Genomic DNA, 16,325 nt, shown 5'->3' with positions numbered 1-16,325 from the left:
TTTTTTATTCGATTTTTGATACATTTTAATTACAATAATTTTGCAAGAAAAATACAACTTTTTAAAATAGTAAAAATTTCAAAAAATTTACCCCTTCAGAAAGAAATTATTGGGCAAAAAGAACCCATTCAGAACATTGGCAGAAGGACGGTACACAGCAACCTCAATATCTCGCAAAATCCACAATCAGTGCCGGATAGGTCAGCTATCTCGAACCGAATATTAGGTTACAATTAAAGGTAGTCATCCGCATATTTGTAGCACGGACCGACACAACTCTCTTCTAGACGTTTGTTGTAGATATCAATTATCTCCTTTGACAGCTCCGGATCATTCTGTTTGACGCGGTGGACATTTATTACAAACGCCCTGATAATGCTATCCCCAAGCCTCACAGGCTTTTTCGGATAACCAGCCTCTTCTAAAACGTATTTCTCCAGTGGAGAGAGACAGTTAGTAGGGATCACCAGTTCTAGGTATCCATTTTTCTGGTTTTCTCTGAAAAATGGCTGAACCATATTCCGATGGAGAACGGCCTGTTGGAGTTTTGTCATGAGTATTTCCCTCGCAAGAGGCCCGAGGTGAGCATACCTTACAGTACCACCCCCCACCATGTCACTCACCCATATCCTTAAGATTTGAAAAGAATCTACCGTAATCTGCACGATACAAAATATAGTTTATACCTTTAGCTTCGCTTATTCTTTTGAGTTTTTCCCATGAGACATTTTCACCCACGATAACATAGATGGCCCCTTTTCTCTCAGCATACTCACGGTAATTTATGGTGTACCCCCAAACATATTTTACCTCAATCGTTAAATTCTCTAGCGGCAGATAAATATCATGCCGACTGTTGCCGGATGTCCATTCTATCAAGCTTATAGTATGCTCAGAAAGTGCCTTAGAAATGTGTGTTTTTATTAACCAGTGAGGCACCTTTGACTTTACGTTATCAATCGAAATCTCACTGAGTCTATTGACTGCATTCTTCACTCCGGATTTTATCACATCCAAAATACCCTCCTGCGTTAGTGATTTGGGTGTTTTTCTTACAGTTTTAACTATGTACTCTGCGGTTATTTGGCGTTTCCATGATGCTATGGACTGAAGACTTGTTAGCTTTGCTTTCAGAGTATGACTCAAGTATATTGCTGTGGTATATGTATCAGCTCCTGTCTCTGCTCGTGTTAATAAAATGGCAGCGGTTCTTGGATTTAATCCCCCAATTCTGAGCTGTTTCGAGTAGTACCATCGAAAGGGCTTCAATATATCATCTCCTGCCCAAGGGGTAAGGTTCAGATAGAGACTTTCATGTTTGGTCAAATTATATGCTCCACACATATCTCTCCCCATGACCAATAATGTTCCTGTCTTTTTAAACTTTGTTAATTTTACCACTATACATAATTGTCATATAATGTACCTTATATCTAAAATTCGTGGACATTCCTGAGCATTAACATGAGGCAGAAATAGATCGGCCGATGAGTGCACTGTATAGGGAGGCTCGCCTACATGCTTAAAGCTTTGTTTTAGTTAAGGGCCGCCCGTGCTATCTGAAACGGCAGTTATTCTGGGGATATGGATGGGACTGAATACACAAATGCCAAGACAGGTTGAAGTGATAATCATCTGCCGTGGAGTATAAGGTGTTGGAGGAGTCAAAAACTCTCCAATTTGCATCCCAGCTCCGAAACAAAGTTACAGCTGCCATGAGCTAAAAATAAAATGATCATGATGTACTTAGGAAAGATAATAGATAACACAACTAAATATCTATATAGCCAGACTATCCCTCCCAATCGGGCATGATGGTGTAACCATGGACACCCTTCTTTCTGAATCAGGGATTTTTATCGATAAGATCGGGCTTCTACAGACCAAAAGTTGGTTACAATTAAAGGTAGTATCAATTCCAGTCGGTGGAGACTACGGGTGAACTAGACTCAAGGACGGCATTGGTAGGGAACAAACTTCCTTCATCGGCATACGTCAGCCACACATCTTACCACACCAGAAATCGTTGCGAAAATTACGCTAATAAAAAGTTAAAAATCTGGATTTTTTAATATTTTAAAGAGTGATTTTTGAGCCATATAAACAAGAATCAAATTCATAATGAGATTTCGGCATAAATAGAACTTGAATAAAAAGCATAAAAATTACCATAATTAAAAGTAACAATTCGCCCAAAAATTTGAGAGATGAATCCGACGAAGTGGACAAAACAACAAAAACGATGTAGAGGATAAGAGGCAAGAAATTAAAGCCTCACAGCCCTTCTTTTCGCTCTTTCTCCTCTATATAGGCAATTACGTTATCAACTATCTGCGGCGCGAGACCAATGTAGTTCTCCGGCGTTAGGCTCTCAAAGTCTTCCTCACTGAGGAACTTTCTGACCTCTTCACTCTCCTTTGCGATCTCCATGAGGTCCCTCTTCTCGTAGAACGCCCTCATTGCCAGTCCTCTCACCAATTCATGCGCCTCCTGCCTTCCCATGCCCCTCTCAGTAAGCTTGAGCATAAGCGGCTCGGCCATTATGAGGTTGTGAGTCATGTAGAGGTTCCTCTTAATGTTCTCCGGGAAGAACTCCAGCCCCGAGAGAACCTTCTTCATGCTCTTGAGCATCTCGTCAAGTAGAACAAAGCTCTCAGGAAGGATAACGCGCTCGACAGAGGAGTTCGTCAGATCCCTCTCGTGCCATAGGGGGTTGTTGAGCAGTGCAGGAATGACGTTGGAGTAGAGAACCCTCGCCAAGCCACTCACCTTCTCGCTCCGTATGGGGTTCCTCTTGTGGGGCATTGTCGAGGAGCCCACCTGCTTCTTTCCGAAGGGCTCGCTCACCTCGAGGATTTCAGTTCTCTGAAGGTTTCTGATTTCAAGGGCTATCTTGTCGAGGGTGGAAGCTATAAGCGCGAGAACCATCATTAGTTCCGCGTAAACGTCGCGCTGGATTATCTGGCTGCTTATTCTGGCAGGCCTGAGACCGAGATCCTCCATGACGAGACGCTGAATTTCGAGACCCTTATCGCCGAAAGACGCCATCGTTCCAACTGCACCGCTTATCTGACCAACTAAAACCCTTTCCTTCAGCTCCTCTATCCTGTCTATGTGTCTCTGTATCTCATCGAGCCAGAGGGCAAACTTCATGCCGTATGTAGTAGGAACAGCATGTTGTCCGTGGGTTCTCCCGATGCAGACCGTGTACTTGTGCTCCTCCGCGAGCTTCTTGAGGATTGAGCGGAGCTCCCTAAGATCCTTCTCGATTATCGCAATGGACTCCTTGATGAGAAGAGCGTTAGCGGTGTCGATGATATCGTTTGAGGTCGCACCTAGATGAACGTACTTGCCGTGCTCGCCGCAGACCTCACTTAGGGCTTTAACGACGGCCATTATGTCATGGTGTATCTCGTTCTCTATCTCCTTGACGCGCTCAAGCTTGACCCGCTCAGTGTTAGCCCTCTCGGAAATAACGCGGGCGCTCTCTTCGGGGATGTTGCCAAGCTTGGCGTGAGCCCTAGCCAAGGCAGCCTCAACGTCGAGGAGCTTCTGGAGCTTGTTTTCCTCGTCCCAAATTCTCCGCATCTCCTCGCTACCGTAGCGATAATCAATCGGATGAACGGCCATCCTATCACCAGGTCTATGGCAATTCTTACGGCTTAAAACATTTTGCTTTAACAGAAACATGCAGGAGCAGAGATGGACATTCGATAAATTCATTAAAGCCATAGGACTGTCCAATAACGTCAGGAAAGACCGAAAAGTATTTAACCGAAATCCCTCGAGATGCTAACGACAAAATTCCTGGAGGTGCCAAAGATGGCAGAGGAGCATGTTGTCTACATTGGAAAGAAGCCGGTTATGAACTACGTCCTCGCCGTGATAACCCAGTTCAACGAGGGCGCTAAGGAGGTCAGCGTCAAGGCTCGCGGTAGGGCCATCAGCAGGGCCGTCGACGTCGCCGAGATCGTCAGGAACAGGTTCCTCCCAGAGGTCAGGGTCAAGGAGATCAAGATCGGTACCGAGGAGCTTCCGACTGCCGACGGCAGGACTGCCAACACCTCGACCATCGAGATCATCCTCGAGAAGCCGTGAATTTGACTTCCTTTCCTTTTACTATCGCGCTTTTCTGGATTGACTTCAACTCAGTTTGAAGCTGTGAAAAGCTTTAATATTCGCCCACCGTATTCTCCGTAGGTGGCTCCCTTGGACTATGAGACCATAGACATACACGATGAGAGAGCAAAAGAGCTTGCTCAGATTCTAATGAACGATAAAGCTATAGCCATCCTTCACCTGCTGGAAGATAGGGCCCTTTCGATGAGCGAGATAGCGAGGGAGCTGAACCTTCCCATCTCAACAGTCTCGTACCATATCGACAAGATGCTCAAGGTGGGGCTTGTTGAGGTCGCTGGCAAGAAGTACGGCAAGCGTTTGCAGGAGGTAAAGCTGTACAGTGCTTCAGACAGACCCATTCTGCTTGTTCCCAGGAAGAGCGTGGCCAAAGTTAAGAAGAAGGCCGTGCCCGGCTTTGAGAGGCTCCACGTGATAAGTTTGGCCATTGCGGGAATGATGGCGGCCGGCGTCTACAAGGCCTCAACGGACTTGCTGAGTCCAAAGGACATACCAACCTATAGCAATACGACTCAATCGGGGAACTTTGCCGTGATGGAAGCGGGCAGGGAAATAACCGTGCTCACAGCCAACACCACGCAGGGAACAACTACCACACCATTAATACAGACTTCTGCTTCGGTCCTTCCAGTAGTGCTCTCCCTTGCGGCGTTCATCTTAACGTTTCTCCTCGTCTCGTATCTTTTGGAGCGCAGGCGCTGAGGAAAGGTTTTTAAGTTTCCTCTCTAACCCCCGTTAGCGAGGTGGTAAAATGGCACCGAGAATCGCCGTGGGACAAGTGGTTAAAAGGAAGGCAGTCATAGTCAAACCAGACGACACAGTCCACAGAATCGCCAGAATCCTCTCAAGAAACAAGGTCGGAAGCGCTGTCGTCGTCAAGGACGACGAAATCGTTGGAATAATAACCGACAGGGACATACTCGACAAGGTCGTGGCAAAAGGTAGGGATCCCAAGGACGTTAAAGTCGAGGAAGTAATGACCAAGAACCCCGTAACAATCGAGGATGACTACGAGGTACAGGATGCCATCGACAAGATGATGGACAAGGGCATAAGGAGGCTCCTCGTTACCCGCTTTGGAAAGCCGATAGGGTTCGTAACTGCTGCGGACCTTCTCGCGGCGCTCAATACCTATGCCAGCGAAGCTGAGGAGGCGGCTGAGGAGGAGCCCGAGCCAGAGACAGACGTCTATGGAATCTGCGAGCTCTGCGGCCAGTACGGTTCGCTCTACAGGGTCTACATCGAAGGCGACGAAAAGTGGGTATGCGAGAACTGCAAGGACTCCGTGAACCTTTAACCTTCCCTTAGCTCTTTCATAACTTCATCCATTATCCCAGTGAAGACTCTGTTTCTGTTCTCGACGCTCAGTGTGTAGAGTTTTCCAAGTGGTCTGAACTTGTCCGCAAAGCGTCTGTGAACCACTGCCAGAAGCGGCTTTTCTGACTTCAGGACTTCTCCCACAATCCGTACAAACTCATCGCTCATATACTCCATCGGGCCGATTTCATCTATGACGATTAGGTCGGCCTCGATTAAGGCTCTCCTTATCGCGGAAACGCCAACGCGGTTGAGCTCGTCAACATAGACTACGTATTTTCCTATCCTTGGCCGGCCGTTTCCGACCCATGCGAGGGTTCCCTCCTCACCCGTGTCGAGGGCTGTTATCTTGAACCCCATTCTCCTACCGCGCTCCCTTACTTCTTGAGTTATCATGCCGCCGACGATGTAGCCCCAGCGGTCGACTTCCCTGGCAACTCTGCTCACAAGCGTTGTCTTCCCAACTCCTGCCGGGCCGGTTATGAATATCCTCATAGTCACCACCGAACGAGTTTTAAGCTTCTCCCTTAAACCCTTTAGGGTGGTCGTGATGGAGCTGAAGTATAAACCGGAAGAGCTCACGAGGCTCCCGAGGAGCGTTATCTACGAGAGCGGAAAGGTCAAGCTCATAGACCAGCGCCTTCTGCCAAAGGAGTTTAAGGTCATCGAGCTGACGACGGTTGATGAGGTTGCGAGGGCGATAGTTACGATGCAGGTGCGCGGGGCGCCGGCGATAGGAGCCGCGGCAGCCTTTGGCCTGGCCCTCTACGCTGAGACGACGAAGGCAAAGACCAAAGATGAGTTCATGGACAGCTTTTACGCCGCCTACGATAAGCTCAAGAACACAAGGCCAACAGCCGTAAACCTCTTCTGGGCCCTCAACAGGGTTAAAAAGCTGGTTGAGGAGCACAGAGAGGATTCACTTGATGAGATAAAGCGCCTTATAGTTGAAGAGACCCAAAAGATAGCGGACGAAGACGTGGAAGCAAACCTCCGGATGGGTCACTACGGTGCCGAGGCTTTGCCGGAAGGAAACGTATTGACCCACTGCAACGCTGGCAGCTTGGCAACCGTCCACCTCGGAACAGTTGGGGCAGTTCTCAGGGTCATGAACAAGGAGGGTACTCTAAAGCTCCTCTGGGTGGACGAGACGAGGCCCGTCCTTCAGGGTGCAAGGCTTAGCGCCTGGGAGTACCACTACGACGGAATTCCACTCAAGCTTATAAGCGACAACATGGCCGGCTTCGTGATGCAGCAGGGAAAGGTTGACGCGATTATAGTCGGTGCGGACAGGATAGTGGCAAACGGCGACTTCGCTAACAAGATAGGAACCTACACCCTCGCGGTTCTGGCCAAGGAGCACGGGATACCGTTCTTCACCGTCGCGCCCCTTTCGACCATAGACATGAGCCTCAAGAGTGGAAAGGAGATACCAATAGAGGAGCGCAGCAAGGAGGAGGTTCTCACCTGCGGTGGCTGCAGGATTGCTCCAGATGTCGACGTCTATAATCCAGCTTTCGACGTGACGCCGCACAAGTATCTGACGGGCATAATCACAGACAAAGGAGTCGTTTACCCGCCCTTCGAGAGAAACCTCAAGAGGCTCTTCAAGCGGGAGTGACTCTTCTCCTCTTTTACCTCCTCCACGAAGACTCCTTGAATCTCCCCGAGCTCTTCTTCAAGGGACGGCAGCAGAAGGCCGAGAAGCTCCAGCGGCTCGAGACAGGGGCAGTCAATTGAATAAGTAAAGTCCTTATCCCCAAGTTCTACCCTGACACTAACACCGCCCTTGTCTTTGCGCACTACGAAGGGAGCGCTGCAGTTCTTTCCGACGATCTTACCTCTCACGAGCATCGATGAAGAAAAAGAGCGCGAAGATTAAAGCGTTTCCCAACCCCAAAGGTTAAAAACCGGAAGTTCAGGAAATAAAATGCCCGCAACTAATTCAATCCATGTTTAAGAAGCGAGAACGTTAAAAGCACTTGAGCATAGGGAATCATGGTGGTGCCCATGTTCTGGCTGAAGACAAGGATAGTCGAAGGGGAGGGAAGCCTAAGCCACCTCTCCAAAGCAGTGAAGGGTTACGAACGCGTTCTGATTCTCTCATCCCGCTCAATGAAGAGGCACGGCTTCCTGAAGGAGGCCGAGGACTACGTGAAGGAAGCCGGAGCCGAGGTCTTCTCGATAGCAGGCCTTCCGGCAGAGCCAAGTGTGGAAGTCATAGAGGAGTTCCTGCCAAAGGTCAGGGAGTTTAACCCCGATCTTCTGGTGGCGTTGGGCGGCGGAAGCGTCATAGACACTACCAAGGCGCTGAAGGTCTTCTATGATGCTCCAGAAGTCGAGTTCGAGAAGATAGCCTTCATCGACCGCTTCTCCAAACCGAAGCCGGTTCCTAAGCTTAAAACTCCACTGATAGCGATACCTTCAACAAGCGGCGCCGGAAGCGAGGTATCTGCTGCGAGCGTCCTCAAGAAGGGTGACGTGAAGTACAACATCGTCACTCCCGAAATAGCGCCGGATATAGCTATTCTCGACCCGAGACTGCCAAGAACAATGCCGGCTGAGGTTGCGAGGAACTCCGGTTTAGACGTACTCGTTCACGGGATAGAGGCCTACACAACGAAGGTCGCAAACCCCTTCAGCGACGCGATGGCGATAAAGGCGATAAAGACTGTCTACAAGTGGCTGCCCCTGTCGGTCAAGGGCGACGAGGACGCGAGGGCAAAAGTTCATTACGCGGCCACTATGGCCGGCATAGCGTTCCTCAACGCTCGTCTCGGCCTCTGCCATGCCATGAGTCACAAAGCTGCTTGGATAGGCCCGCACGGCCTGCTCAATGCGATATTCCTGCCGTACGTCATGGAGTTCAACATGAGGAACGACTACGCGAGGAAGCGCTACGCAGAGATAGCAAGGGAGCTGGGCTTCTCAAGCGCCAAAGATTTAGTGGAAGTCGTTAAGGAGCTCAACGAGATGCTCGGCGTTCCGAAGCTGAGCGAGCTGGTTGACGAAGAAACTTTCGTGAGCAGGGTCGAGGAGATGGCGGAGAAGGCCTACCGCGACGGGCTGGTGGCGTTCAACCCGGTTGAGCCGAAGCCGGATGAGATAAGGGAGCTCTATTTGGAGGCATTCTACGGGGAGTGAGGATAAGAAAACACTTTCGATAAACTTTTCTTTATTGCCATTCTCTTCAGAGTTCATAGCGTTTTATAATCCTCATGCTCAACATTGCGAAAATTGATGCATGCAATTTCCAATCTCAATCCAAGAGTATCGAGTTTTTTTCATTTTTCTAAAGGTAGTATCTCTCAATAAATTATGGCACTGTTTCTACTCCTATTCTCGCTTTTATTTTAAGCTTAAGATATTGGTTTTAATTTCCTCTACACCTCCTAGACATTTTACCAAAAATTTTTTAAATTTCTTTGTCATAAGATATAATCATGAGGCGCGGTATCATACTGCCTATATTGATCCTGCCTATACTCGTTGCGATGCTCGTCGTCGCAACGTCGGGATGCATAGGTGGAATAGGTTTACATGAGCAACTCCCAGACACGGTGCCATATACCTACAAGACCTACATTCAACATATAAGCATTACATACTCGAGTGGTTACACTACAGGCAAACATCTTGAACACTACACAGTATATGTGGACAAAAACTGGATGAGCCACAGTGTGTGGGAAACCGAGCTCAACCCACAAAGCACGTGGCACTTTAGGTACGACGAGACATATGATGACGGAACAAGACGACTGGTGGTCGTCAAAAACGGAGAAACAATAGAAAGTATACTAAGTACTGGCCCACGCTCATTCGTCGAAAGTACTTGGATCTTTCATGATGAGGAGATCATAACAACGACCGGAAACACCATGATTCTTGACGCCGGTGTCGGTAGGTTAACCCTAGTTTACCTTGGAAGTGGAACTTGGAAATTCATGTTATCAAGGGGATCCTCTGACCACTTCACGACAATTTACGGAACAATAATCGAGTGACGTTATTGCGTTGTAATTATTTTATTTTTTTATCAAAAACTTTTTAAATTTCATTGTAGAAGCACAAGATACTGAGACATAGAAAATTGGATTTAAAGGTACAAAAACAGGAGTGACTAGTGCAACTGGGCCCTATCAAAAATGTGGAGGAGTTTAAATGGATGATGAAGGACTAATATTTGCGATTTTCTTGGTCTCTCTTCTCATTGCGAGCGTCATAAGTCTGTGGCCAAACTATATAGCTGGAGAAAAAGTTCAGGATTATAAAGGTGATGAGGTCTGGTACGTAGACGCAGCGAGAAATTATTTGTATAAAAATAACTTGACAGTTCTCCATGTTACTGAGCTTCCATATACCCCAAATTCCAGCCACATAGCGACTTTCTATGGAGTTAATGTCTTTGTAAGAATGCCTGAGTCGACCTCTGAAAACACACCAGTGGATCCCAACTGGTACGATTGGGAAAAATATGATAAGTACGTGTATTCTGTCATTTCAAAATACAAACTTTCAAATATATATGCCTTTGACTGGCAAGAAATAAACTATGGACGCTATTATTATGTTCCGGAAGATGAATTTAACGTTTTTGTTGATGCCATCAGGAATATCACTGCCCCTGAGGACATAGTGGAAACTATAGAATACAAAATGGATAATAATCAGACTTGCACCACAACTATAACAGTATTTAAGAAAGGTGAAAAAATTTTTAATGTACGCCCGGGATTTAGATATGGAGACAAGTTTGGCATAGATAAATACTACAACCTTGAGCACCCATTTCTGGGGAAGTCTTTCATAATGCTATCAATGTTAGTATTTGGGGATCGCCCTGTCGCGTGGAGAATCCCTAGCCTTTTATCATTCTTATCAATAATAGTGTTGTTGGCATTCACAGTTAAAAACCTCACCGGGAGTTATTTCTGGGGAGGTGTTGCGGCCACCCTCGCGGCCATTGATCCCGGCCTCAGAATGCTCGGGGCAACTGCAATGCTCGATATATACGTGGCCTTTTTCATGGCCCTTGTAGCTTACTACTTCAGCAAGCGCAATCTTACACATGCTAGCCTCTTCACTGGATTCGCAACAGCCGTAAAACTCAACGGAGCATTTGTTGGACTTGGGATAGGACTGTTCGCCTTAAGTAAAGCATGGAGAACCAGTAAAACAACAACAGAGGCCATAAAAACATTTATCAAGAACATCAGTAAATACCTCCTGTTAGGAGCAGTAGGATTTGCAATTGGTAACATTCCGGTGTTTTTATTCATAAGCCCCCAAGAGTGGAAAGATGGTCTATTGGCAAGTTTTAGTTGGCACCTAAGTTATAAAGGAGATCACCCTTTTACATCTCCAGTTTGGAACTGGTTCTTTAATAAGAATCCGTTTATGATATATTCCGACCCCAGAATACTGATTCAAACTAACTGGTTTATGTGGAATCTAGCTGTTATTATAGGATTTCTAGGAATTTACCTAGTTCATAAAAAGTATAGGACTGAATTTGCCTTGGAGTACCTTGGGGGAAGTAGTATTATAGTGATGTATGTCCTGATGTATTTCTTAGGCGGTAAGAGTCAGTACAGTTACTACGCTGTCCAGATAACCCCATTCATGATCGTTGTATTTGTGGTATCAATAGCTTACATACTCAATTGGGGACACCTTAGGAACGCATTCAAAGGAACAGCACTGGAAAAGACAATAGAGAGCATTATGCCGGATGGGGCAAAAATGCAAAGTGTGCGCCGCTCATGGATGAACAGGAGACAAAACATCAGAACCTCCCGTCAAGTCCTTCCAAGAGTTTTTCAAAGTTCACAAAATCGTAGATCATCTCTCAATAAAAGCACTCACTATCCCACTCTCCGTAGAAGAGGCAAACGCTAAACTCAAAAGAGTACCCAAAACATACTCTAATTAGACTACCTAGAGGTCACATATACTTTGCAAAGAAAAGACACTGTCAGTATAAGTAGTGAGTGGTGTTATGTCGTAGAGAAATGCTGGCTGAAACCAATTAGCTATTACGTGATTTCAACCTTAAAACACTTAGCTTGCAGAAGCATTGGAGCATTAACTTTTCCGCATTTTAATAACTTGAACGAGTTCATTTTCTGTTTTCTCGTCTTTGGCATGAGTTATACCTCTCTGTTCTAGTTTAAAAATCCAACTCAAGATTTCGTCCCGATACTGCTTGCAGAAGCAGTTTATCAGCCAAAGCCCTTTGCACTCAGAGGGACAGAGGAAATTCATCGCAGTTGACTAGACTGTAATAAAAATCAGCAGTGAGACTATTGATGAGGAGACAAGCGCTTCTGGTAGAATAATTCCAGAGCTGAGAACTGGAGGATTCACGGGTTTGTTTTCCTGTTTGTATTCTTCCTGTTTTACTTATTAGGATCCACTTTTCGTTTAGTAAATTACAATAGATGTCCCACAGTTACCTCCACAGTACTAGGAATAGGGTGGAAAACATGACAAAACAAAAGGAATCACTCCACGACGACTTCCTTTTCTCCATTATCCTCAATCTCCCGTATCTTCCCTTCCTTCATGACCTCAACTATTGCATGGATTAGTAGGGCGAGGAAGAGATACAATCCCGCGGCGGTGCCGAAGAGCACCCCATAGGCCTTGGAGGTTGGTATTTTTATCTGCACCCACTGGGGAGCACCGGGTGGGTGAAAGAGGATGTAGTAGGTGCTCATCACCGTTCCGGCTATTGCCGGCCCCCATGTCGAGCCGAAGTTACGGAACAGGCTGTTGGCACCGGTAGCTATTCCCATGACCCTCGGCGGGACTGAAAAGACGAGCACGTTGATCAGGGAGATGTTCATGAGGGTTATCCCCGTCCCGATGATTGTTATCATGGCGACGAATTGCCAAAGGCTCAGGCTGGTGACGTACTTTGCCATGAAGGCCAAGCCTGCGCTTGCCGTCAATGCACCGACCATCGCTATCGGCTTTGCGCCGGTCTTGGGCATCAGCTTTCCGGCTAAAGGTGCTATCACGAGCATCACGCCCGCCATTGGCGTCATGAGAAGACCACTTTCAAGTATCGTCTTGCCGAAGCCGTAGGGAGGCTTCATCTGGAATATGTAAGTGTTGGCCTGGCTCATCATGGAGATTCCAAAGGCCGCGAACATTATACCGATGTTGACTATCGCGGGGTTTCTGGCAGAGATTATGTCGAGCGGGATGAGTGAATTCTCAGCTTTTCTCTCCCACAGGACGAGCAGGGTCACACCAACGATTGCTATTCCAAAAAGGATGAGCGTTTGCTCTGCCTCCAGCCTACGTTTGGTGCTCTCGTTACCGCCACCAGGGCAGGGACGACAGCCATAACGAGCAGCAGGGTTCCGGGCCAGTCAAGCCTTCCGCAGTTTATGTAGCGGCTCTCACGGAGGATTTTGCCGCGAGTATGAACATGAGCGCCGCAAGAGGGGCGGCCGAGTGGTACGTCCAGCGCCAGCTGAAGTTCTGGGTTACGTAGGCTCCGAGCGGAAGGGCTATAACCATTCCAACTCCAAACATCGCGCTTATCATTCCCTGAACTGCGGCACCATCTCCGGTGGGAACTCCTCACGGACTAGGCTGAACGCCAGAGGAAATATCGCCATTCCAAGGCCCTGAATCCCACGCGAGACGAGGAGCCACTGGCAGCTCGGTGCGAAGCCGTTGAGGATTACACCGAGCGTGTAGAAGCCCAAAGCAACAAGGAACATCTTCTTTTTCCCGTACATATCGCCAAGCTTGCCCCATTATTGCGGCGCTCACCGTCCCGACGAGGAGATATATGGTGAGCACCTAGCTGACGTTGTTGGGGTTTATGCCGAACTCCTTCTGTATGGTCGGAAGGGCTGGTGTGAGCATTGCCTCGGTGTACATGACGAGCAGGGGAAGGATGACCACCACCAGCATCGCCTTTTTGGCGTAAGCCATATCGTAGGTTCCGCCGTTCCTCGCGACTTCCATCTCTATCACCGATATGTCGAACGATATATCGTTTATAAATTTAACTGAGGTTGCACTTATAAACTATCTTGACCCAGTTTCCACCATGCACCTTCTCCTCAAGAAGATCATCAGGGAGCGCTTTGGAAAGCTCAACGAGCTTCAGATGAAAGCTTTTCGTGAGGTTAGCTCCGGGAAGAGCGTTTTAATCATCGCCCCCACAGGCTCGGGAAAGACCGAGGCGGCCGTTCTGCCCGTCTTCAACGCCATCCTTGAAGAAGGCCTCAAGCCAATCTCCGCCCTCTACATAGCTCCCCTAAAGGCCCTCAACAGGGATCTGCTCGAGCGCCTGGAGTGGTGGGGAGAGAGGCTTGGAATAAGCGTCGAGGTGAGGCACGGGGACACTTCTGCCTACAAAAAGGCCAAGCAGACGAAGAACCCGCCTCAGATGCTCATCATCACCCCCGAGACTCTTGGTGTTATTCTAACGGTAAAATCACTCCGAAAAGCTCTGGAGAACGTCAAGTTCGTCATTGTTGACGAGATAGCCGAGCTGGTCGACAACAAGCGTGGGGCACAGCTCCTGCTGAACCTTGAGAGGCTGGCAGAGATAGCGGACTTCAAACGCGTCGGAATGACCGCGACGGTCGGCAACGAGGACGAGGTAAGGGAGTGGCTCGGGGCGGAAACGATAGTCAAACCCAGCTGGAGAAAAGTGTACCGCTTCCACGTGCTCTATCCGAGGCCGGAGGAGAATGACTTCAAGCTCGCGGAGGAGCTGAGCCTGACCCCAGATGTGGCCGCCCGTCTCAGAACGCTTTGGGAAATAGTCGAAGAGCACGGAAAGGCGCTGATATTCACCAACACGAGGCAGTTCGCCGAGATTCTGGCACATCGTTTGAAGGCCTGGGGCAAGCCAGTTGAAGTTCATCATGGAAGCCTCTCGAAAGAGGCCCGTATAAAAGCGGAAAGGGCCTTGAAGGAGGGCAAAATCAAGGCTCTCATCTGCACGTCCTCGATGGAGCTGGGAATTGACATAGGCGACGTGGACGTTGTCATTCAGTACATGAGCCCGAGACAGGTGAACCGCCTGGTTCAGCGTGTGGGAAGGGCGAAACACAGGATTGGCGAGGTCAGCGAGGGATACGTCATAACCTCCAACGTTGAGGACTACCTTCAGAGTCTAATCATAGCCAGGCGCGCGCTGGAGGGAAGGTTTGAGGCCGTAGAGCCGATTGGCGGCCTCGATGTTTTGGCCCACTTCCTCGTTGGGCTTCTTATCGAGTACAAACGCATGCCGAGGGAAAGGCCCTACGAGATAGCGAGGCGAGCTTACGTTTACAGGGAGCTTAAATGGGAGGACTATCTCGATGTTTTGGGAATCCTCGAGGACGCTCGTATAATTGGCTACGACGAAAAAACTGGTCTGCTCTACCTCAAGCGCGGGGCTTTCCAGTACTACTACGAGAACCTCTCGACGATCCCGGACGAGGTTTCCTGGCGCGTCTTCGACGCAGGGAGCGGACACATAATCGGACGGCTCGACGAGAGCTTCGTTATGGACCTGGAGGAAGGAATGGAGTTCGTGATGAACGGGAGGAGCTGGATAGTGCTCAAGATTGACGAAGAGGCGAAATTGCTGAAGGTGCGCGAGAGCAAGAGCCTAGAGAGTGCAATACCGAGCTGGGAGGGTGAGATGATTCCCGTTCCCTTCGGCATTGCCCTCGACGTGGGAAGGTTGAAGCGAGAGCTGGCCTTTGACTTCAAACGGGCTTTAGAGCTTCTGGAAGGCGTGAACTTCAGCGAGGAGGAGCTCAGACGGGCTTTTGAGGAGATAAAGGATGAACCCTTCTCAACCGACAGGGATATTGTGATAGAGAGCACGCCGAAAGCGCTCGTAATCCACGCTGACTTCGGCAACAGGGCGAACGAAGCCCTCGGCCGGCTGGTTCATTCCTTCCTGATCCTGCGCTACGGCAAGGTCTTCTCCGTGAGAAGCCAGGCCCATGCTATAGTATTCAAGACGCCCTTCCAGCTGAACCCGAGCGAGGTCAAGCGCTACCTCTACCAGGAGCCGGAGGCACTGGAGTTCATCGTTGCGCGCTCGCTGAGGGACTCCCACGCCTACCGCTGGAGGATGATGAACGTCGCCAAACGCTTTGGCGCACTTAGGAGGGACGCAAAGATAAGGAGAATCGAGCGGCTCTTCGAGGGGACGGTAATCGAGAAGGAAACCCTGAACGAGCTGTACCACGACAAGGTTGATGTTAAGAGAGGTGAACTCGTTCTGAGCATGCTCAAAGCTGGAAGCCTGCGCGTGAAAACTGAACTGAGGAGAGAGCCGTCAAGGCTGGCGAGGCTTAACATGAGCGTCGGAGGCGAGTTTCTGATCGGAGGAGAGCTGGAGAGGGACGAGATACTTGAGCTGTTCAAGAGAAGGCTCCTCGACCATGAGGTTGTCTTGGTCTGCACCAACTGCGGATGGAGCTCAAAAACAAGAGTTTCACGCCTGAGGGAAAGAATCAAGCACTGGGAATGCCCGAAGTGCGGCTCGAGGATGCTGGCAGTTGCCCATCCAATTGACGCGGAGGAGTTCATGCCCGTTCTCAAAAAGGTCAGGCACGGCGAGAGGCTCGAGCGGAAGGAGGAGAGGGCTTACAGGAAGCTCCTGAAGGCCGCTGACCTCGTGGATTCCTACGGGTTCGAGGCGGTCTTGGCTCTGGCCAGCTACGGGGCCGGACCAGACACGGCGGCGAGGCTTCTGGCGCAGTACAAGGGAGATGCCCTCCTCGTTGCCCTCATGGAGCGGGAGCGGCAGTTCATAAGGACGAGGCGCTTCTGGGTGGATTCAAAGAAGGAGGAAGAGAAGAAGTCCGAGGAATAATGAGTTCCACAAATTATCT

General features: G+C 48.9%; 15 protein-coding genes and 1 pseudogene. 8 read left to right on the top strand and 8 right to left on the bottom strand.

What is annotated here, in order from left to right:
- Positions 1 to 233 precede the first annotated feature (233 nt).
- The 3 genes from E3E26_RS10820 to purB all read right to left on the bottom strand — a co-directional run bounded on the left by E3E26_RS10820 (position 234) and on the right by purB (position 3,630).
- Positions 234 to 614 (bottom strand): hypothetical protein, encoded by a 381-nt coding sequence (locus tag E3E26_RS10820; protein ID WP_167901325.1) that lies wholly within the window; start codon positions 612 to 614, stop codon positions 234 to 236.
- A 1-nt stretch (position 615) separates the two neighbouring features.
- A complete protein-coding gene (locus E3E26_RS10815) occupies positions 616 to 1,356 on the bottom strand; it encodes a hypothetical protein (RefSeq protein ID WP_167901324.1) in 741 nt (246 codons plus the stop codon).
- Between the two features lie 918 nt (positions 1,357 to 2,274).
- On the bottom strand, positions 2,275 to 3,630 hold the full coding sequence (gene purB, locus E3E26_RS10810; RefSeq protein ID WP_167901323.1) for an adenylosuccinate lyase: 1,356 nt from the start codon (positions 3,628 to 3,630) through the stop codon (positions 2,275 to 2,277).
- Positions 3,631 to 3,822: 192 nt separating this feature from the next.
- On the opposite strand from purB, the gene albA reads away from it, so the two are divergent.
- The 3 genes from albA (at position 3,823) to E3E26_RS10795 (ending at position 5,434) form a co-directional block, all read left to right on the top strand.
- Positions 3,823 to 4,098: a DNA-binding protein Alba gene (gene albA / locus E3E26_RS10805; protein WP_012571890.1), complete on the top strand. Its 276-nt coding sequence runs from the start codon at positions 3,823 to 3,825 to the stop codon at positions 4,096 to 4,098.
- Positions 4,099 to 4,209: 111 nt separating this feature from the next.
- Positions 4,210 to 4,839 carry a transcriptional regulator gene (locus tag E3E26_RS10800; RefSeq protein WP_167901359.1) on the top strand — a complete coding sequence of 210 codons (630 nt, stop codon included), beginning with the start codon at positions 4,210 to 4,212 and terminating at the stop codon, positions 4,837 to 4,839.
- A 49-nt stretch (positions 4,840 to 4,888) separates the two neighbouring features.
- Entirely contained in the window at positions 4,889 to 5,434 is a 546-nt protein-coding gene (locus E3E26_RS10795; RefSeq protein WP_167901322.1) for a cyclic nucleotide-binding/CBS domain-containing protein, read from the top strand.
- On the opposite strand, the gene E3E26_RS10790 is transcribed toward E3E26_RS10795, so the two are convergent.
- Positions 5,431 to 5,949: an NTPase gene (locus tag E3E26_RS10790; protein WP_167901358.1), complete on the bottom strand. Its 519-nt coding sequence runs from the start codon at positions 5,947 to 5,949 to the stop codon at positions 5,431 to 5,433. The two genes, E3E26_RS10795 and E3E26_RS10790, sit on opposite strands and share 4 nt — an antisense overlap.
- Positions 5,950 to 6,004: 55 nt before the next feature.
- On the opposite strand from E3E26_RS10790, the gene mtnA reads away from it, so the two are divergent.
- Positions 6,005 to 7,075, top strand: a complete 1,071-nt coding sequence (gene mtnA / locus E3E26_RS10785; protein ID WP_167901321.1) for an S-methyl-5-thioribose-1-phosphate isomerase — start codon at positions 6,005 to 6,007, stop codon at positions 7,073 to 7,075.
- Here the strand turns inward: mtnA and E3E26_RS10780 are convergent.
- Positions 7,027 to 7,308, bottom strand: a complete 282-nt coding sequence (locus tag E3E26_RS10780; RefSeq protein ID WP_167729858.1) for a hypothetical protein — start codon at positions 7,306 to 7,308, stop codon at positions 7,027 to 7,029. The two genes, mtnA and E3E26_RS10780, sit on opposite strands and share 49 nt — an antisense overlap.
- 156 nt (positions 7,309 to 7,464) lie before the next feature.
- Between E3E26_RS10780 and E3E26_RS10775 the strand changes: the two genes are divergently transcribed.
- The 3 genes from E3E26_RS10775 to E3E26_RS10765 all read left to right on the top strand — a co-directional run bounded on the left by E3E26_RS10775 (position 7,465) and on the right by E3E26_RS10765 (position 11,355).
- On the top strand, positions 7,465 to 8,598 hold the full coding sequence (locus tag E3E26_RS10775) for an iron-containing alcohol dehydrogenase (RefSeq protein ID WP_167901357.1): 1,134 nt from the start codon (positions 7,465 to 7,467) through the stop codon (positions 8,596 to 8,598).
- Between the two features lie 299 nt (positions 8,599 to 8,897).
- Entirely contained in the window at positions 8,898 to 9,461 is a 564-nt protein-coding gene (locus E3E26_RS10770) for a hypothetical protein (RefSeq protein WP_167901320.1), read from the top strand.
- A gap of 157 nt (positions 9,462 to 9,618) precedes the next feature.
- Positions 9,619 to 11,355 carry a glycosyltransferase family 39 protein gene (locus E3E26_RS10765; RefSeq protein WP_167901319.1) on the top strand — a complete coding sequence of 579 codons (1,737 nt, stop codon included), beginning with the start codon at positions 9,619 to 9,621 and terminating at the stop codon, positions 11,353 to 11,355.
- A gap of 605 nt (positions 11,356 to 11,960) precedes the next feature.
- Here E3E26_RS10765 and E3E26_RS11290 read toward each other — a convergent pair.
- The 3 genes and pseudogenes from E3E26_RS11290 to E3E26_RS11225 form a co-directional block, all read right to left on the bottom strand.
- Positions 11,961 to 12,713 (bottom strand): MFS transporter, encoded by a 753-nt coding sequence (locus E3E26_RS11290; RefSeq protein WP_370520120.1) that lies wholly within the window; start codon positions 12,711 to 12,713, stop codon positions 11,961 to 11,963.
- 139 nt (positions 12,714 to 12,852) lie between these two features.
- Positions 12,853 to 13,193, bottom strand: a pseudogene (locus E3E26_RS11410) (MFS transporter).
- Positions 13,194 to 13,275: 82 nt separating this feature from the next.
- Positions 13,276 to 13,452, bottom strand: a complete 177-nt coding sequence (locus tag E3E26_RS11225; protein ID WP_240911732.1) for a hypothetical protein — start codon at positions 13,450 to 13,452, stop codon at positions 13,276 to 13,278.
- A gap of 76 nt (positions 13,453 to 13,528) precedes the next feature.
- On the opposite strand from E3E26_RS11225, the gene E3E26_RS10755 reads away from it, so the two are divergent.
- On the top strand, positions 13,529 to 16,306 hold the full coding sequence (locus E3E26_RS10755; RefSeq protein WP_167901318.1) for a DEAD/DEAH box helicase: 2,778 nt from the start codon (positions 13,529 to 13,531) through the stop codon (positions 16,304 to 16,306).
- Positions 16,307 to 16,325: the final 19 nt, after the last annotated feature.

Source organism: Thermococcus sp. LS1, assembly GCF_012027395.1.
GTDB lineage: Archaea > Methanobacteriota_B > Thermococci > Thermococcales > Thermococcaceae > Thermococcus.
This window is presented reverse-complemented; position numbering and strand designations above follow the sequence as displayed.